The organism is Mesorhizobium sp. M1423, from assembly GCF_040317575.1.
In the GTDB taxonomy this organism is placed as follows: Bacteria; Pseudomonadota; Alphaproteobacteria; order Rhizobiales; family Rhizobiaceae; genus Mesorhizobium.
In genome coordinates, this window is the sequence record NZ_JAMYKU010000052.1 from 1 (window position 1) to 18,253 (window position 18,253).

The 18,253-nt window shown below is 61.9% G+C and carries 16 protein-coding genes, 1 pseudogene and 1 riboswitch; of the genes and pseudogenes, 7 read left to right on the forward strand and 10 right to left on the reverse strand.

All coding sequences use genetic code 11. The features are described 5' to 3' along the window. Positions 1-148: 148 nt before the first annotated feature. Genes cobO through NKG95_RS33220 form a run of 4 tightly spaced genes read right to left on the reverse strand, consistent with a single transcriptional unit; the run spans position 149 to position 2,259 of the window. A complete protein-coding gene (cobO, locus tag NKG95_RS33205) occupies positions 149-772 on the reverse strand; it encodes a cob(I)yrinic acid a,c-diamide adenosyltransferase (RefSeq protein ID WP_352483070.1) in 624 nt (207 codons plus the stop codon). 1 nt (position 773) lies between these two features. Further along, positions 774-1,295, reverse strand: a complete 522-nt coding sequence (gene cobU, locus NKG95_RS33210) for a bifunctional adenosylcobinamide kinase/adenosylcobinamide-phosphate guanylyltransferase (protein WP_352483069.1) — start codon at positions 1,293-1,295, stop codon at positions 774-776. Next, entirely contained in the window at positions 1,288-2,064 is a 777-nt protein-coding gene (locus NKG95_RS33215) for a CbtA family protein (protein WP_353043763.1), read from the reverse strand. The genes cobU and NKG95_RS33215 overlap by 8 nt, the downstream gene beginning before the upstream one ends. Positions 2,065-2,079: 15 nt before the next feature. Next, positions 2,080-2,259 carry a CbtB domain-containing protein gene (locus NKG95_RS33220; protein ID WP_023720718.1) on the reverse strand — a complete coding sequence of 60 codons (180 nt, stop codon included), beginning with the start codon at positions 2,257-2,259 and terminating at the stop codon, positions 2,080-2,082. Between the two features lie 36 nt (positions 2,260-2,295). Continuing rightward, positions 2,296-2,491, reverse strand: a riboswitch (cobalamin riboswitch). 140 nt (positions 2,492-2,631) lie between these two features. On the opposite strand from NKG95_RS33220, the gene NKG95_RS33225 reads away from it, so the two are divergent. Beyond that, positions 2,632-3,825, forward strand: a complete 1,194-nt coding sequence (locus NKG95_RS33225; protein ID WP_353043764.1) for an aromatic ring-hydroxylating oxygenase subunit alpha — start codon at positions 2,632-2,634, stop codon at positions 3,823-3,825. Here the strand turns inward: NKG95_RS33225 and NKG95_RS33230 are convergent. Beyond that, positions 3,804-5,003 carry an MFS transporter gene (locus NKG95_RS33230; RefSeq protein WP_353043765.1) on the reverse strand — a complete coding sequence of 400 codons (1,200 nt, stop codon included), beginning with the start codon at positions 5,001-5,003 and terminating at the stop codon, positions 3,804-3,806. The two genes, NKG95_RS33225 and NKG95_RS33230, sit on opposite strands and share 22 nt — an antisense overlap. 247 nt (positions 5,004-5,250) lie before the next feature. On the opposite strand from NKG95_RS33230, the gene NKG95_RS33235 reads away from it, so the two are divergent. Together NKG95_RS33235 and NKG95_RS33240 are read left to right on the forward strand one after the other, a co-directional pair. Continuing rightward, positions 5,251-6,249, forward strand: coding sequence for a heparan-alpha-glucosaminide N-acetyltransferase (locus NKG95_RS33235; RefSeq protein WP_352861419.1), 999 nt, complete (start codon positions 5,251-5,253; stop codon positions 6,247-6,249). 16 nt (positions 6,250-6,265) lie between these two features. Next, positions 6,266-6,772 (forward strand): methyltransferase family protein, encoded by a 507-nt coding sequence (locus tag NKG95_RS33240; protein WP_353043766.1) that lies wholly within the window; start codon positions 6,266-6,268, stop codon positions 6,770-6,772. A 19-nt stretch (positions 6,773-6,791) separates the two neighbouring features. Here NKG95_RS33240 and NKG95_RS33245 read toward each other — a convergent pair whose 3' ends face one another. Together NKG95_RS33245 and mgtE are read right to left on the reverse strand one after the other, a co-directional pair. Beyond that, on the reverse strand, positions 6,792-7,178 hold the full coding sequence (locus NKG95_RS33245; protein ID WP_023676566.1) for a MerR family transcriptional regulator: 387 nt from the start codon (positions 7,176-7,178) through the stop codon (positions 6,792-6,794). Positions 7,179-7,317: 139 nt separating this feature from the next. Then, on the reverse strand, positions 7,318-8,715 hold the full coding sequence (gene mgtE / locus NKG95_RS33250; protein ID WP_352495928.1) for a magnesium transporter: 1,398 nt from the start codon (positions 8,713-8,715) through the stop codon (positions 7,318-7,320). Between the two features lie 297 nt (positions 8,716-9,012). On the opposite strand from mgtE, the gene NKG95_RS33255 reads away from it, so the two are divergent. Beyond that, positions 9,013-9,234, forward strand: coding sequence for a hypothetical protein (locus tag NKG95_RS33255; protein ID WP_353043767.1), 222 nt, complete (start codon positions 9,013-9,015; stop codon positions 9,232-9,234). Positions 9,235-9,431: 197 nt separating this feature from the next. Here NKG95_RS33255 and NKG95_RS33260 read toward each other — a convergent pair whose 3' ends face one another. Continuing rightward, entirely contained in the window at positions 9,432-9,914 is a 483-nt protein-coding gene (locus tag NKG95_RS33260; RefSeq protein ID WP_353043768.1) for an SRPBCC family protein, read from the reverse strand. Further along, entirely contained in the window at positions 9,911-10,228 is a 318-nt protein-coding gene (locus NKG95_RS33265) for an ArsR/SmtB family transcription factor (protein ID WP_023720727.1), read from the reverse strand. The genes NKG95_RS33260 and NKG95_RS33265 overlap by 4 nt, the downstream gene beginning before the upstream one ends. Before the next feature lie 429 nt (positions 10,229-10,657). Between NKG95_RS33265 and NKG95_RS33270 the strand changes: the two genes are divergently transcribed. Both NKG95_RS33270 and NKG95_RS33275 read left to right on the forward strand, forming a co-directional pair. After that, on the forward strand, positions 10,658-11,479 hold the full coding sequence (locus tag NKG95_RS33270) for a phosphatase PAP2 family protein (protein WP_023720728.1): 822 nt from the start codon (positions 10,658-10,660) through the stop codon (positions 11,477-11,479). A 525-nt stretch (positions 11,480-12,004) separates the two neighbouring features. Beyond that, positions 12,005-12,508, forward strand: a pseudogene (locus NKG95_RS33275) (transposase); the annotation flags it as partial. 351 nt (positions 12,509-12,859) lie between these two features. Here the strand turns inward: NKG95_RS33275 and metH are convergent. Further along, entirely contained in the window at positions 12,860-16,669 is a 3,810-nt protein-coding gene (gene metH, locus NKG95_RS33280) for a methionine synthase (RefSeq protein ID WP_353043769.1), read from the reverse strand. 721 nt (positions 16,670-17,390) lie between these two features. Here metH and NKG95_RS33285 point away from each other — a divergent pair. Next, positions 17,391-17,708, forward strand: a complete 318-nt coding sequence (locus tag NKG95_RS33285) for a LysE family translocator (protein WP_353043770.1) — start codon at positions 17,391-17,393, stop codon at positions 17,706-17,708. Positions 17,709-18,253: the final 545 nt, after the last annotated feature.

Genomic DNA, 18,253 nt, shown 5'->3' on the forward strand with positions numbered 1-18,253 from the left:
TCTGCTTCACTGCCATCGCGATTCCCTCAGACCGTCCACCTCAGAGAATCACAATCAGCGAATTACGCAACAGGCCCGCAAGGGGGGAGATCGGCAGCTTCGCCGGCGCCGCCTGCTCCGAAACGCCCTTCCCCGATCGCCAAACCCCTCAGAACTCTATCCCTTGCTGCGCCTTCACGCCGGCGGAGAAGTGGTGCTTGGTCACGCCCATCTCGGTGACCAGATCGGCTGCCTCGACCAATACCGGCTTGGCATTGCGGCCGGTGACGACGACATGCAGGCCCTCGCGACGCGCCTTCAGCGCTGCGACCACCTTTTCGAGGTCGAGATAATCGTAGCGCAACGCGATGTTGAGTTCGTCGAGCACCACGAGGCTGATCGACGGCTCGGCCATCAGCTCGAGCGCCTTGGCCCAGGCGGCCTCAGCGGCCGCGATGTCGCGCTTCAGGTCCTGCGTTTCCCAGGTAAAGCCCTCGCCCATGGCGTGCCAGACGACGCGGTCGCCGAAGCAGGCAAAAGCATCCTTCTCGCCGGTGTGCCATTTGCCTTTGATGAACTGGACGACGCCGACGCGCTTGCCGTAGCCGAGCATTCTGAGCGCCAGCCCGAAGGCGGCCGTGGTCTTGCCCTTGCCCGGACCGGTGTTGACGATCAACAGCCCTTTCTCGACCGTCTTGGCTGCAACCTCGGCGTCCTGCACCGCCTTGCGCTTGGCCATCTTCGCGCGGTGGCGTTCCTCGTCCTTGGGATCGATGTGGTCGGTATCAGCCATGTCATTTCACCCTGAGCGGCAGCCCCGCCACCATCAAAAGCACGGTGTCAGCGACGGCGGCAACGTCCTGGTTCAACCGGCCGGCCGCGTCGCGAAACCGTCTTGCCAGCGCATTCTCCGGCACGATGCCCTGGCCGACCTCGTTGGACACCACGAACCAGGGTCCACGCGGCCGCGACAGCACATCTGCCAGCCTTCGGCATTCGGCCTCGACATCATGTTCGGCCAGCATATGGTTGGTCAGCCACAGCGTCAGGCAATCGATCAGCACCGGCTGGCCGTCAGGCAGTGCCTCGATCGCGCCGGCAAGGTCGAGCGGCGCCTCGATGGTCGTCCAGCCGGCGCTGCGGCGCGAGCGGTGCAGCGCGATCCGTTCGCGCATCTCCTCGTCATAGGCTTGCGCCGTCGCGATATAGCTCCATGGCGCCGGACAGGCACTCACCAGCCTCTCGGCATGCACGCTCTTGCCGGAGCGCGCACCGCCGATGATCAGGGTCAGCGCCCCGGCAGCGCGGTCAGGCAAAGCTGTCGCGCAGGCTGGTCGCCGTGCCGGTGAAGCGGCCGCGCACCACGCCGACGACCGCGCCGAGCACCAGCCAGAACACCAGATTGGTCAGCGTCACCGCCACCACGAACTGATGATGCAGGCCTTCCGGGATTGTCGTCTCGAAGCTGTCGGGCTGCGGCGCGCCGACAATATGCGGCGCCACCATCAACGCCACCGCAAGGACCGCCAGCGGCAGCGATCTGCGGAACGCAAGCAGGCCGAGACCGGCCGCGGTCGCCACCACCGTTGCCCACCACCAGATCTGGCGTTGGACAAGGTCGGCCGCCGGCATCGCTGGCAGTTCCGGCGGCAGGCCGAGGCCGGGCGCCAGCGTGAACACGGCAAAGCCGGCAAGCCCCCAGAACAGGCCCTGGCGCCAATTGCCGATGCCGCCGGCGAATTCCGAAACCGCAACCAGGATCAGTGCGAAGCCGATGCCGGTGACGATATTGGCAACGACGCTGAAGGCAAAGCGTTCGAAACCGTCGGCCGGCGCCCAGCCTTCGTCCTCAGCCGGAGCCATTGCTTCAGCCGGTGCCGGCGCGGCGCTGCTCATAGCCATCGTGCCCGTGGCGGCCGGTGCCGCAGGTGCGGCGGCATGGTCATGGCCGCCGCCGGCCTGTTCGTAGACTTCCGCCTTCAGGATCAGCGGCACCGTGGCATAGGCCTGCATGCAGGCGAGAACGACGCCGGCCACGAGCCCTGCGATCGCCGCGATGAACACGACGTTGCGAAACATTGTCATGATGTCAGCCCCTTGTCAGTGGCAGGGAAAGCCCATCGAATGGCGATAGTCGTGCGCGGCATTGTGGACCGCATCGATGTGCGAGAAGCCGACAAAGCCCATGACGAAAATGCCGAGGAATGCAGCAAGCGCCAGCTGCATGAAACGCGACTGCGAGGAGACGGAAGCGCCGAGCGAGACGGAAGCGGTATTCATGTCTTGTCCTTTCGCCCTCCACCCGAGGGCATAGAAGTCAGTTTCCTGTCGCCGGCAGGTCTCCTGGCTCGCGGATCAGCGCCCTTCCCCACCTTCCCGAAGAACATCTTCAGTGGCATATGGAGAGGACTACCGCACACAGTTGCGGGGGCAGCCACGGCATTGGGCAAGAATTTCGCCCGCACCGCATTCCCTCTTGGTTCCAAACGGAACCGACGACATCAGCGACTATAGGCAGAATCGCCGCGCCCGGCAAACCAAATTCCGCCGGATCGTGTGGCGAATGCGCCGCCTCGCCAAGCCCGCCGGCCGGCGCCGCAATTGACAATTCTCACAGCCGGGTGTCGGCTGGCGGATGGGGAGGAAGCCGGCATGCAACCCAGCCCGAATGAGCGCGGTCCCTATAACGGCCTGACGCGGGCCGAGTCGACGCTGCCGTCATCGGCCTATTGGGACATCGCAGGCTATCAGCGCGATCTCGAGGCCATCTGGTATCGCAACTGGCTGCTGGTCTGCCGCGAGGCCGACCTTGCCCAGCCGCTGGCATTCAGGACGTTTCGCATAGGCACGCAGGAGATCGTCGTGCTGCGCGACGAGACCGGCGAATTGCGCGCCTTCCACAACACCTGCCGGCATCGCGGCTCGCAGCTTTGCCAGCAGAGCGAAGGACGGCTGAAGGCGCGGCTCATCACCTGCCCCTACCACGCCTGGTCCTATTCGCTGCGCGGCGATCTGGTGCGCGTGCCATCGAAATCGCTGCCGGATGGTTTCGACAAGGCCGATCATCCGCTCTACCGCGTAGCACTGTCGGTGTGGAGCGGTTTCGTTTTCGTCAACCTCGCGGAAGACGCTGCCGGTTCGGCTGAAACATCCTTCGATCCGGCATCAGGCAACCTCGCCAACTGGCCGCTGGAAACGCTGCTGAGCGGCCATGTGCTGCGCAAGGTTATGAACTGCAACTGGAAGATATTTTGGGACAACTTCAACGAGTGCCTGCACTGCCCCGGCGTCCACAAGGACCTGTCGCGGCTGGTGCCGATCTATGGCCGCGGCCTGATGGGCCGGCACGACGACCCCGAATGGGCGCGCCACGCCGACAATGACGCGCCGGAATTTGCCGGCGGCTTGCGGGCCGGGGCCGAAACCTGGTCGCGCGACGGGCGCGTCCACGGCTCGGTCTTTTCGAGCCTGACGCCGGCCGAGCGTGCTGCCGGGCAGACCTATGCCACCAGCCTGCCGTCGATGTTCGTCGTCGGCCATGTCGACTATGTCAGGACCATGCGGCTGGTGCCGCTTGGGCCGGAGCAGACCGAACTCACCGCCGAATGGCTTTTTTCGCCCGAAGCGCTCGCCGATCCGACAGCGGATATCGACAACATCGTCGCCTTCGGTACCCAGGTGCTTGAGGAAGACGCTGATATCTGCGAGGTCAACCAGAAGGGCTTGCGCTCGATGCGCCACAAGGCCGGCGTGCTGATGCCCGAGGAATATGACTTGCACCGCTTCCACAACTGGGTGCGCGAGCGGCATGCGGCAATTGAACATCAAAGCGATTTGGGCAGATAGCGCCAGGTGACGAAACCGCAGGCGGCGGCCAGAACACCGAGCGTCGCGAAAACCGCGCCCAGGCCAAAGAACGCCAGCACCACCGAATAGACCAGCGGCGGCGTCAGCTCGGAAAAGTCGAGATAGGTGCGGTAGACCGCCGCCATCTGTGCCCGCTCATACGAGCGCACCGAGCGCATGAATGCGGTCGAGCCCAGCGCATCGAGCGCGATGGTGAAGAAGGCACCGCAAAGCAGCAACGCGCCGGTGACGAGCGGCGCGGCCTCGCCGACGGCGCCGGCCGCCAGCAGCGTCGCCGACATGGCGAAATAGGCAAACGTCATGGTGCGCCGGCCGCCGAAACGCTTTCCCGCCCTGCCCCAAAAGATGGCCATGAACAAAAGCGCATTGCCGGCCGAAACCAAGAGGCCACCGGCGAGCGCGCCCTCGCCGGTGATCACCATGAACAGCGGCCCATAGACAAAGAACGTCGTCCAGAAGCAGGAACGGCCGAAGGCGATCAGCCAGGCCAGCCTCAGCCTTGGCTGCGCGACGAAGCGGCCGATATTGGCCAGCGGATTGACCGGCCGGGTCTTGCCCGGGCGGATCGACGGGTTGTCGCCAAGCCGGTAAGTCCAGAACAGCGCCAGCAGGGCCATGGCGAAGACGGCCACCGCGCCATGCGCGGCATAGATGCCGAAACGCGTGTAGAGGAAAATGCCGAGCGTCGGCCCGGCGGTCCAGGCAAGCATCGACCACGCCATGCGCAGCGACTCGGCCTGCATGAAATCGGTCTTGCGGATATGGTCCATGATGTAGAGGTTGAGCGTGATCGCCAGCGCGCTGGCGCCGATGACGCGGCAGAGCATGCCGACCGTTTGGCCGGCAAGCGTATGAGTGACGAAGAACAGCGAGCCGACGGCCAGCAGGCAGGCACCGGCGGTATAGACCCAGCGCCGGGCAAAGCGCCGGATCAGCATCGGCATGAACAGCGTCGCCGAGAGGCCGAGCATTGCCACGACCGTGTAGAGGATCGAGACGATCTGCTCGTTGTGCAGGATCTCATAGGCCTGGATCGGGATGACGCTGGAGACGGTGGCGCGCGCGAACGATTCGACCGCATAAAGCGAGGCGAAGGTGCGTGCATCCGCCGGCCGCAAGGCCGCAAGCCAGATAGGATGGCGCACATGGGTAGCCATTGCTTTCCCCGAAGCAGAATCGCCCAAAGCAGGGTTTGGAGCACAAATCTGCCGCGGCGATTCCTGGCCGGGTAACAGGAAACCGACGCCTTCACGGCAAAAAGCGAAGCCGGCCAAAGGCTTTCCGGCTCTGGCCTAAAGCGAGTTCTAATGCTGACCCGCGCCAACGCGACGCGAGGACTGCTTCTTTTGACGGTGGCAACCGTGATAGTCGTCTTGCCGGGGCTGAACCAAGACAGCGAGACCGATGAGCATCGCCACGCCGACCACCGCCGTTCAGGATCAACCGAAGGCGAAGCGCATCGCCGCCATCGACATCGCACGCGGCATCGCTTTGCTTGCCATGGCGAGCTATCATTTCACCTGGGATCTCGAATTTTTCGGCTACACCGATCCCGGCCTCACCGCCTTCGGCTGGTGGAAAATCTACGCGCGCTGCATCGCCTCGAGCTTCCTGTTCCTGGTCGGCGTCAGCCTCTATCTCGCCCATGGCAAGAAAATCCGCTGGACAGGCTTCTGGAAGCGCTTCGCCATGGTTGCCGGGGCGGCTCTCGCAATATCGCTGGTCACCCGAATCGCCACGCCCGACGGCTTCATTTTTTTCGGCATATTGCACGAGATCGCGCTCGCCAGCCTGCTCGGCCTGGCGTTCCTGCGGCTGCCGGCGCTGCTGACGCTGCTTGTCGCGGCGTTTGTCATCGCGGCGCCCTTCTACCTCAGATCCGAGGCCTTCGATCATCCGGCTTTGTGGTGGGTCGGTCTATCGGCGACCAATCCGCACTCCAACGACTATGTTCCGCTGCTGCCCTGGTTCGGCGCCGTGCTTGCCGGCATCGCGGTTACCAAACTCGCCGCCACCTCCGGCGTGCTGACCCGGCTGTCGGCCATGACGCCAGGCCGCTGGGCAAACCCGCTGGTCTTCATCGGCCGGCACAGCCTTGCCTTTTATCTGATCCATCAGCCGCTGCTGATCGGCTCGGTCTGGCTGTTTTCGCAATTCATGCCGGCGCGGGTCGAAAGCAGGGAGGTGAACTTTCTGAAATCCTGCCAAATATCCTGCGAGCAGGCGCGCGACACCGAGTTCTGCTCCAGCTATTGTGCCTGCATGCTGGACACTCTCCAGGGCGAAGCCTCGCTTGACCGGCTCTACAGCAACGACCAGTCCCCGGAGTGGAAGGCGCATATTGGCGAGCTCGCCGGCACCTGTACCGCCCAAACCGAGGCGGCGGAACCGAGAACGCGCTAATCGAGGGAGGACAGCAATGAGCGACAGTCACCCGAAACCCGTGCAGCAAAATCCTGGGCAGCCGAAGCTGGGGCACATCCCATGGCCGCCGCTGATCTATATCGCCGCCATCATCGTCAGCGTCGCGCTACGGTTTCTCTATCCACTGCCGTGGATCGGCGATCTTCTCGGCGACATCCTGTTCGCCGCCGGGCTTGTGGGGCTGTTGGCGGTCGCCGCGCTCTGGTTCACCGCGATCCGCATCATGATCCGCGCCAAAACGACGCTCAACCCGAACGGCGTGCCGGACCATCTGGTGACCACCGGACCCTTCGCCGTCAGCCGCAACCCGATCTACCTCGCCAACACATTGCTACTGGTCAGCCTCGCCTTTGTCTCGGGGATCGCCTGGTTCCTGCCGCTGGCGGTCATCGCGGCGTTCCTGACGCAGAAGCTGACGATCGAGAGCGAGGAGAAGGTGCTGACGGCCAAATTCGGCAAGAAGTACCGGGACTACGCCAAAAGGGTGCGGCGCTGGATTTGAGCCGGGGCTGACACCGCGCTTACGTGGTGACGCCGAGTTCAACCAGCCGCTCGACGCAGGATTCCTCGGCCTGGTCGAGCTCGGCCAGGGTCTCCTCGAGGTCGCGGCGTTTCTGGCGAAGATCCTCGCGCTTTTCCTCGATGCGCTTGATCATCAGCTTGAGTTGGCCGACCTCGCCGGGCGGCTCCCTGTACATCTGGATGATTTCGCGGATCTCGTTGATCGAGAAGCCGAGCCTCTTGCCGCGCATGATCTGGCGGATGAGATGCCGGTCCGACGGACGGAACAGCCGGGTGCGGCCGCGCCTTACCGGCTGCACCAGCCCTTCGTCCTCGTAGAAGCGCAACGTCCGCGTCGACACGTCGAATTCGCGGGTCAGCTCCGTGATCGAATAATATTCCCGCATCGCCACTCCAATGCCCCGGCCACGCCGCGAGTTCCAACTGGCCGGCGCCGCCGGCATCCAGGCGCGTACCAGAATCGGCGGACAAGGCACCTTCCAAAGCCTCGCACGGCATTTACGTAAAAGTCAATTGAGGTGCCGTTCAGCCTACGCCGAACCACCATGTGGCAAGCCCGAGAAAGGCAAAGAAACCGACGACATCGGTGACCGTAGTGACGAAAACCGCCGAAGCCACAGCCGGATCGATCTTGAAGCGGTCGAGCAGCAGCGGGATCAGGATGCCCGCCAGAGCCGCCACGAACATGTTGATGATCATCGCCGCCGCGATGATGCCGCCGAGATTGCGATCGTGGAACCAGGCAGCCGCGACGATGCCGATCAGGATGGCGAAGATGATGCCGTTGATGAAGCCCACCCCGATTTCGCGGCGGATGATGCGGCCGGCATTGTAGATGTCGAGGTCCCTCGTCGCCAGCGCCCGCACCGTGACGGTCATGGTCTGCGAGCCGGCATTGCCGCCCATGCCGGCGACGATCGGCATCAGCACCGCCAACGCCACGATATGCTCGATGGTGCGGTCGAACAGGCCGATCACCGAAGCCGCGAGGAAGGCCGTCAAAAGGTTGACCAGCAGCCACGGCACACGCGAGCGCGAAGTCGAAAGGATGCTGTCCGAGAGTTCTTCGTCGCCGACGCCGCCCATGCGCAGCAGATCTTCCTCGGCCTCCTGCTGGATGACGTCGACGACGTCGTCGATGGTCAGCACGCCGACCAGCCGCTCGTTCTCGTCGACGACGGCGGCGGACAGAAGATCGTATTGTTCGAATTCGCGTGCCGCCTCCTCCTGGTCCATGGTGGCCGGGATGGCATGCCTGGTCTCATGCATGACTTCTTCGACCTTGACCGAGCGCTTGGTGCGCAGGATCTGGTCGAGGTCGATGGCGCCGAGCAGCTTGAAGCTCGGATCGATGACGAAGATCTGGCTGAAACGATCGGGAAGGTTGTTGTCCTCGCGCATGTAGTCGATGGTCTGGCCGATCGTCCAGAATGGCGGCACCGCGACGAACTCCGTCTGCATGCGGCGGCCGGCGGTCTCTTCGGGATAGTCGAGCGAGCGCCGCAGCCTGATCCGCTCGGTGAACGGCAGTTGCGACAGGATCTCGTCCTGGTCCTCCTGGTCGAGGTCCTCGAGGATGTAGACGGCATCGTCGGAATCGAGCTCCTGCACCGCCTGGGCGATCTGCGCATTGGGCAGATTGTCGACGATGTCACGGCGGATCGCCTCGTCGACCTCGGTCAGCGCGGAGAAATCGAAATCCTTGCCCAGCAATTCGACCAGGGCGCGGCGCTGTTCCGGGTGCAGCGCCTCGAGCAGGTGGCCGAGTTCCGACTGGTGCAGATCGTCGACTTCGCGCTTCAGCGTCAGCGTATCGCGATCGGCGATCGCGGCACCGATCTGAGCCAGAAACGACGACAGGATGACGCCGTCCTCGTCATAGATGTCGGCGCGGCGCTCCTCGGCGGCCCTGGTGCCGGTCATGTGTTCGTCCTGGCCTTCCACCAGCGCCTCCCGCCATCGGATTTCCGGATAAGGTGCCAGTCAGGTCTAGACCATGATCCTGAAAAGTGGAAACCGGTTTTCCGAAAAGATCATGGTCAAACACAAAGATGGAGCGGCGGCGCGATTGGCTTGAGAATCGGCCTCTCCGTGCGCAACGGACGGATATCAGACGACCTTGCGAGCTGCTGGTTGCCCAAGATTGATAATTCAAGATTGATAATTAGAGCATTCTAATTTAGCATCTCTATAATTACCGGTAATAAAGGGAGGGTGTTTATGGGGAAGTATCTGTTTACCAGTCTTGCGCTGGTTTTTTCGGGAATACTTTTGAACCCGATTGCCGCCGATGCAAAGGCCTTCAAATCTTTTCAGGGCAAGGAATGCAAGCCTGACTACAAACGGCTTTGCCCAATGACACCGATCGGCAAATGCGACCTTCAGAGCATGATCGAGCAGTTGTCACCCGCCTGCAAGGCTTTCGTCGAGAAGCACCGGTAATCCAGCTCTGCCATCGCCGCCGACCAACCGCCGGGTAGTCCGCGACAACGCCAGGTGTGGTGTGCCCCGGTCGGGGAATCGGTCGCCCAACAACATTAGTCCCGGTGGTCGGGCAGAACGGCATATGCTGCACCGGGAATGAGGCGAGGCCGACGCTGCGACGGCCTCGCTGGATATCGGGCTTAGAGGCCTGCCGATCAGGCAGCGTAGCGTTTGGCCTCAGCCGCGTAGGCGCCAAGGACACCACTCCAGCCACGCTCCGATTCGAAGGCCTGGCGCGCTGCTTCTGCGGTCTCGCCCATGTTCTCCAGAAGCCGGTGCTCGAGTTCCACCCGCGTCGAATTCTCGCCGAGCGCGACAAAGCGGATGTCGACCTCGGTCAGCAATGCCGGATCGTAGCGCCAGTCGGCCCCGATACGCCAGGCGAGCGTCAGCCTCGACGGCGGATCCCAGGCGAGAACCTCGCCCCAATCGCCTTGTGACCCATCCTCGCCGATCTCGTACCAGCGGCCGCCGGCTTTCGGTTCGATCACCGCGGTCGTCAGGGCGGATTTGCCGATTGAGTGCGAAGCCGGCCACCACCGTCCGAACCCTGTCGTGAACACATCGAATGCCTTGTCGAGCGGCACCTCCACGGTCACCGACTTCCTGACCGGTGCGGGCTTGATCATAGTCGTCATTTCCTCTTCTCCTTGCTGTTGTCGACTTCCCGTTTGAAGGCGTCGAGCGCATCGCCCCACATGCGATCGAGCCAGGCGCGCATCTCGCCGAGCCCATGCGGGTCGAGATGATAGATATTGCTGGCGCCCTTGGGCTCGGCACGGACCAGTCGGGCTTCCTTCAGCACTTTGAGGTGCTGCGATACCGCCGGCTGCGAGACCGGAAGCACCCGCGTCAGATCGATGACCGAGCGCGGCCGATCGGCGATGAGCTCGAACACCTTGCGGCGTGTCGGATCGGCCAAGGCCACCATTCCTGCGTAATCATAAACCATGACTTATGATAAGCTAAAACTTATGATAGGTCAACCGAGGGAGTGGCGGGCCCGTGTTTAAGCACCGGCCGGTTCGACCCCGAGGCTCCGGGCAATTCCTTCGCGCGGGGCATGGACAGCAATGCGGATGCAAGATTGCTCAGGGAATCAATCCACCGCATGCGAGCCGGCAGGTGTCGACCACCGGGGAAAAGTAAACCTGACGGCAAGGTTTTTACCTTATCGGTGTATATGTCTCTCCGGCGAAACATTAAGAACGGGTAAATTGGCTTGGCCCTAACTACGGAAGCCTCTCGCCACAGGCCCTCAGCCATATGGCAATTGCGCCTCTCCTTGTTTATGGCAATGTACGTGTTAGGTGCATCTGCACTATATCCAGAAGTATTCCGTACATCAGCCCTAATCTATTCTCACAAGTTTCTTATTGGCATGCCGGTCTTGTTTATCGGTGGCGTCTGTTGTGCCGCGCTCATCCATGGCCGACGGCAACCGGTTCGCTACGCCCTGGATTTGGTTCAAGGGCGCTGGCGCGGCTGTCTGTTGGTGCTGCTGTTCTTCTTTGCCAGCTTGACCGCGTTCTCCACCTACAAGATCGCCATCCCGTCCGTCGTCCCATACTATGCCGACCACTGGTTAGCCGACGCTGATGAATGGTTGCACGGGATGCCGCCGTGGGAGATCGCCCATAAGCTCGACAGCAACGGGTGGTCGCTCGTCGTCTTCAACAGCTATGAAGTCATTTGGTTCTACCAGTGGTTCGGCACCATCCTTTTCGTGGCGCTCTGGTCGGACGAGATTGCGCGCATCCGCTATCTCAGCGCGGCAGCGCTGACGTTGTGCATCCTCGGAACTGTCTTGGCTTTGGCGCTGGCATCGGTCGGGCCGGTTTACTACCACCAGTTTGTTGGCGTGGATCGCTTCCACGGATTGAATGCCGCCTTGGACAGACTGGACCATAATTACATGGTGCGGGAACCCGCAGCATATCTCCTGATGGCTTACCGGAGTGGCCGGCCAAGCCTTGGCGGCGGCATCTCGGCCATGCCAAGCATGCATGTCGCCTTTGCCGCACTGAACGCCTATTTGCTGTCCTCGATCAATCTCTGGCTGGGCGCTCTGGGTTGGGCGTTTGCAGCCCTGATCCTGTACGGATCGGTGTACACTGGATGGCACTATGCCCTGGACGGCTACGTATCGATCGCTGCTGTATCTGTGATCTGGTGGGCAACCGGACGCCTGGTGCGCGAATAATTATCCACGCAAACCGCATATATGGCTACGCGCCGATGGCGTTTTCGCATCGGCCAAACTCGCGATCGCAGTCAGGCAAAAAAGCCTCGCGCCTGACAAAGACGCTCTTTGCCGTGCTCGAACTCAACGGGGCGCTTTCGAATTAAATGGTGCGGTCGAGATGCAACGCCGCACCGCCTCGAATGTTGATTTTAAAGGATTTTTGGTAGAATTCCGTAGCGATTTGTATCACAGTTGTATCTCAGTCCGTATCGCACGATGCGGACCCGGCACCAGCTAAGTAGCCCTTCTTACGAAGGCCGAAACGACATTCAGCGCTCTCGTGCTTGCATCAAGAGCTGTTCTCGCCAGCCAACTTCCAGTGTCGCGTTTGAGGCCGGGAACAGACCGGCAGCTTTCCGTACGGTTGGGGCCACAAAGCCGACCTGGTAGTGTGCTGAGAGTTCTGCAAAATTCGCTGGGAGGGGGCGGTCATGGCAGGCTGGTGATGTTCAACGTCACCTGATTCCCGCGAGGAACGCCACCATGACCCAGACAGAAAGTAAGACCGCCAGCGCCGCCGTCAAAGACATTCTGCTTTCGAACCCAGAGGGTCTGCACGAAGTGATCCGTGCGGTGATGCAGGAGGTGCTCGAGGCCGAGATGGAAGAGGCGCTGGGTGCGTCAAAAAGCGAGCGCACACCGGAGCGGCTCGGCTATCGCTCGGGTTATTATGGCCGCACCTTTGTCACCCGTGTCGGCAAGCTTGAGCTGCGGGTTCCGCAGGACCGGGCCGGCCGCTTCTCCACCGAGCTGTTCGAGCGCTACCAGCGTTCCGAGCGGGCCTTGGTGGCGACGCTTGCGGAGATGTATGTGCAGGGCGTGTCGACCAGGAAGGTCAAAGCGATCACGGAAGAGTTGTGCGGTCATGCCTTCTCGGCCTCGTCGACCTCAGCCATCAACAAGCCACTGGGCGAGAGCCTGAACGCCTCTGCCGAGCGCCCGCTTCAAGAGTCTTTTGCCTACCGCAAACGCTTGGCTAGGAAGGAGCACAAGAACTGTCGAAAGCATCCGATCGAAAAGGCAGCGGAGATTTAGAAGGCACGAATTTACGATACCGCCGTTCCCCCTCACTCCCACTCGATTGTTTTCAGCCCAGCTAGGTCATTGATCTAGCTGGGTTTTTCTTGCTTGCGGCACCGAAAGGCGACGTATGGTCCGTCAAAAAGTTACGCTTTTGATTTTAAAAGGAAAATCGCCGCAAGAAATTATTTTGAGGTTTCGCCAACTATCGGGGCCAATCGGGCGATTTTTCCAGCCTCCCCTTTCGACGGCGCGCCCAAGCCGACTCGAAAAGTACCGTCACCGCTACCTGTCAGATCAAGACAGAGATTGCCGGCGCTATTCAGCCGCCTCGGCATAGTGTGCCGGCACATAGTTGAGAATGGGGCCGAGCCAGCGCTCGACATCGGCGATTGGCATCGCCTTACGGCGCGCATAATCCTCGACCTGGTCGCGTTCGATCTTGGCGACGCCGAAATAATAGCTTTCGGGATGGGCGAGATAAATGCCCGACACGGAAGGGCCCGGCCACATCGCATAGCTTTCGGTCAGGCTGACGCCCGCATTGCGCTCGCCGTCGAGCAACCGGAACAGCGTTGCCTTTTCGGTATGGTCGGGCTGCGCCGGATAGCCGGGCGCCGGGCGGATGCCGCGATAGGACTCACCGATCAAATCGTCCGGTGCCAATGCCTCGTCAGTTGCGTAGCCCCAGAATTCCTTGCGCACCTTCTCGTGCATACGCTCGGCGAACGCCTCGGCGAAACGGTCGGCCAGCGCCTTGACCATGATCGAGGAATAATCGTCATTGGCCCGTTCGAATCGCTTTGATATCGCCACCTCTTCGATGCCGGCGGTGACGATGAAGCCACCGATATAATCGGGCTTGCCACTCTCGCTGGGTGCGACGAAATCCGACAGCGCGACATTGGCCTTGCCGTCTCGCTTGGTCAGTTGCTGGCGCAAGGTGAAGAACGTCGCCAGTTCCTGCGATCGCGCCTCGTCGGTGAACAGCCTGATATCGTCGCCGACGGCATTGGCCGGCCAGAAACCGATGACGCCACGTGGCGCAAACCACTTTTCGGCGATGATCTTCTTCAGCATCGCCTGCGCATCCTCGAACAACTGGCGCGCGGCTGGCCCCTGCGCCTCATCCTCGATGATCCTAGGATAACGGCCCTTCAGCTCCCAGGTCTGGAAGAATGGCGTCCAGTCGATGTAGCGCGCAAGCTCCGTCAAGTCCCAGTTGTCGAACACTTTTACGCCGGTGAAGGACGGTTTTGGCGGCTCATAGGCCGACCAGTCGATCCGGTGCGCATTGGCCCTCGCCCTGGGCAGCGGCAGTCGCTGCTTGTCGGCTTCGGAGCGGGCATGCGCGTCGGTGACCTTCTTGTACTCGGCCCGCACGGTCTCGACATAACCGCCCTTGGTCTCGTTTGACAAAAGCGACGACACCACGCCGACGGCGCGGCTGGCGTCGGTGACGTAGACCGTCTGGCCCCTGGAATAGCGTGGGTGGATCTTCACCGCCGTGTGCACGCGGCTGGTCGTCGCGCCGCCGATCAGCAGCGGAATGTCGAAGCCTTCGCGCTCCATCTCGGAGGCCATATGCACCATCTCATCAAGCGACGGCGTGATCAGGCCGGACAGGCCGATAATGTCGACACTTTGCTCACGCGCCGTCTGCAGGATCTTGGCCGCAGGCACCATGACGCCGAGATCGATGATCTCATAATTGTTGCAGGCGAGAACGACGCCGACGATGTTCTTGCCGATGTCGTGGACATCGCCCTTGACCGTCGCCATCAGGATTTTTCCGGCCATCTGGCGCTCGTCATTGTCGATGCCATTGGCGGCGTTGGCCAGCTTCTCGGCCTCCATGTGCGGCAGCAGCCCGGCCACTGCCTGCTTCATCACCCGCGCCGACTTCACCACTTGCGGCAAGAACATCTTGCCCGCGCCGAACAGGTCGCCGACGACATTCATGCCGGCCATCAACGGGCCTTCGATGACGTGCAGCGGCCGCTCGGACGCCAGCCGTGCTTCCTCGGTGTCGGCGTCGATGAATTCGGTGATGCCGTTGACCAGCGCATGGGAAATCCGCTGCTCGACCGGCTGGTCTCGCCAGGCGAGATCGCGCTCCCGCGCTTCCTTGCCCGCCGTGCCCTTGAAGCGTTCGGCGATCTCCAGCATGCGCTCCGTGGCGGTGCCGCCGACCCTAGGCACGCGGTTGAGCACGACATCCTCGCAGGCCTCGCGCAGCGCGGGCTCGATCGTATCGTAGACGGCGAGCTGGCCGGCATTGACGATACCCATATCCATGCCGCGCTGGATGGCGTGATAGAGGAACACTGCATGCATGGCCTCGCGCACCGGCTCGTTGCCGCGAAACGAGAAGGACAGGTTCGACACGCCGCCGGAAATATGGACATGCGGCAGCGTCGAGGTGATCTCGCCGGTGGCTTCGATGAAGTCGACGCCGTAATTGTCGTGCTCTTCGATGCCGGTGGCAACCGCGAAGACGTTGGGATCGAAGACGATATCCTCAGGCGGGAAACCGGCTTGCTCGGTGAGCAGCTTGTAGGCACGGGTGCAGATCTGGACCTTGCGCGCCTTGGTGTCGGCCTGCCCGGCCTCGTCGAAGGCCATGACGACCACGGCCGCGCCATAGGCGCGCACCAGCTTGGCATGATGCAGGAACGCTTCCTCGCCTTCCTTCATCGAGATGGAATTGACCAGCGGCTTGCCCTGCACGCATTTCAGGCCGGCCTCGATGATCTCCCATTTCGAACTGTCGACCATGACGGGCAGACGGGCGATATCCGGCTCGGCGGCGATCAGGTTGAGGTACTCGACCATCGCCTTCTTGGAATCGATCAGGCCCTCGTCCATGTTGATGTCGATGATCTGCGCGCCATTGGCGACCTGGTCGCGCGCCACGTCGAGCGCGGTCACATAGTCGCCCGCCGTGATCAGCTTCCTGAACTTGGCCGACCCGGTGACATTCGTGCGCTCGCCGACATTGACGAAGGGAATCTCGTCGGTCAGCGTGAACGGCTCCAGGCCCGACAGGCGCATCTTGCGTTCGATCTCGGGAATGGCGCGCGGCGGATACTTTTTGACCGCCTCGGCGATGGCGCGGATATGATCGGGTGTCGAGCCGCAGCAGCCGCCGACGACATTGACCAGCCCTTCCCGCGCAAAATCCTCGACCTGCGCGGCCATGAATTCCGGGCTCTCGTCATACCTGCCGAATTCATTGGGCAGGCCGGCATTCGGATAGGCGCAGGTGAACGTATCGGCGACACCGGATATCTCGGCCAGATGCGCGCGCATGGCGTTGGCGCCGAGCGCGCAATTCAGGCCGATGGTGAAGGGGCTGGCATGGCGCACCGAATGCCAGAAGGCGGTCGGCGTCTGCCCGGACAGCGTGCGGCCGGACAGGTCGGTGATGGTGCCGGAGATCATCACCGGCAGGTACACGCCCTTCTCGATGAAGATCTCGTTGCAGGCGAAGATCGCCGCCTTGGCGTTCAGCGTGTCGAAGATCGTCTCGATCAGGATGATGTCGGCGCCGCCGTCGATCAGGCCACGCAGCTGCTCGCCATAGGCAAGGCGCAGGTCGTCGAACGTCACGGCGCGATAGCCGGGATTGTTCACGTCTGGCGACATCGAGGCGGTACGGTTGGTCGGCCCGAGCGCGCCGGCGACGAAACGGCGCTTGCCGTCCTCCTGCTCGGCACGAACAGCGGCGCGGCGTACCAGTCGCGCGCCATCGCGGTTCAACGCGTAGACCGCATCCTCCATGCCGTAATCGGCCTGGGCGATTGAGGTCGAGGAGAAGGTGTTGGTTTCAAGGATATCCGCGCCGGCGATGGCGTACTGATAGTGGATCTCCTCGATCGCCCCAGGCTGCGTCAGGATCAGCAGATCGTTGTTGCCCTGCTGGTGGCAGGCACAGCCGGCGAAGGCCTCACCCCGGAAATGGTCCTCGTCAAACCCCAGGCCCTGGATCTGCGTGCCCATGGCGCCGTCAAGGATGAGGATGCGTTCGTGCACCGCTGCGGTCAGCGCAGCAAGCACTTCGGAACCGTCGGGCTTTGCTGCGGCGGGGCCGAACAGGTCATCCAGCGATGAGGAACTTTGCGACATTTTTCATCCTCAAGACCGCAGTCGCACTCAAGTCACATAAAGACATCTTTATGTCAACATACGCCGTCTGGCTCTGTTTGTCACGCTTGTTGCCCACGCATCGGTTTCGCCGGCCTGAGGCTGGTGACGCCGCTGGCCGGCAGCATCCATCTGCGCCCGTCGCTGTATAACTAGTCAATGGGGCTTTGCCATGAAATATCATCCAGGCCGACGGGGTCCGAAGCAGAAGCCTGACACCCGGAACAATCTCGTCGAGGCGGGCTCCGGATGATTCACGCTGATGCCGCGACTGGTATACAGAGCATCGTCGAGGGAGCCGGCAGCGTACGCTACTTGCGGTGGGGACCTGGGATACCGAGTTGGCAGCTGCGGTGCGGCCGTCACGAGTTCGACACAGCGGACTGTCGCCCGTGCGCTGGCCGCACATGATGCTCGGGGATAATGGCATATAAGTTCCTGAGTCAGCGTCAACTGCATTGCGGATCAAGCAATTTGTTTTGCTTGTGAAGCGCGATGATTTCGTGCCGACCTTCGACTACGCTACGCTCCTCACTGAAAAAGGGAGACATCGACTTGGCAATCTTGTGTATATCTCCGCGGGTGCTCCCGACAGCGGCCAATCGTTCGGCGACTGGTGCAAGGACTATATGCCAGCCCCCCGCGGCCGCCGAAATCAAGCACTATGGCGAGGGCTATGTGGCGCTGACGCCCGACGGCGGGATTGCTGGCCGGCATCGGCCTGACGCTTGGCCCGGTCATTTGGGCGGCGGCGGCATCAGTCGGTCTCGGCTTGTTAAGCCAGTTGGCGTGGCTTCAAGAGTGGCTTAGGCTCTTGGGCGGAGCCTATTTGATTTACCTCGGCTTTCGGAAATTGTGGGGAAGCGGGCAGGCAAGCAGGTCGCTGCACGCAACCACAAACTGGCAGGCGTTTCGTGCAGGAGTTCTTCTCAATCTTGCAAATCCCTATTGCACTTCGGTGGGGTTTTTGCGGCGATGCTGCCGGCCGATTCCCCGTCCTGGTTCCGTGCGGCAGCCGTAGTTGTAATTTTTGCGGATGCCCTGCTTTGGTATGGCGCGCTTGCTTTCGTTTTCTCCATCGCTGCGATCAGTTCTTTCTACGGCGGATCCGCAAGTGGCTGGATAGGATCGCCGGCAGTTTGCTCATGATCTTCGGACTGCGACTGATCCTGTCCACGCGTTGAAATCGCACAACGCCGACTGTTGCTTGGCCGCTTTTCTGACTGGCATAGATGGCTCGCATCAAGGTCGTACCGCGAACGGCAGGTTTGGAGAAGCGACATAAAGGTCAGCAAATGGCGCGTCCCGCTGGTTCAAATACCTGACTCGCAGAACGCCAGAATCGAGCACCGAAAGATTGGCTGGGGTAAAGCGTAACACCCGCCATCTTGACGACGGGAATGGGTCGAGCTTGTGTAAAAACGCCCGGGCCTGGCTCCAATCAGATCCGTGGATCGTGTACTGTGATGAGACGTCGGGATCGAGGATCAGCGGATATGGACGAGGAGGGCTTGGCCGAGATCTCAGCCCGATATATTCGCTTCGCCGATACGGAAGCTCGCGGTC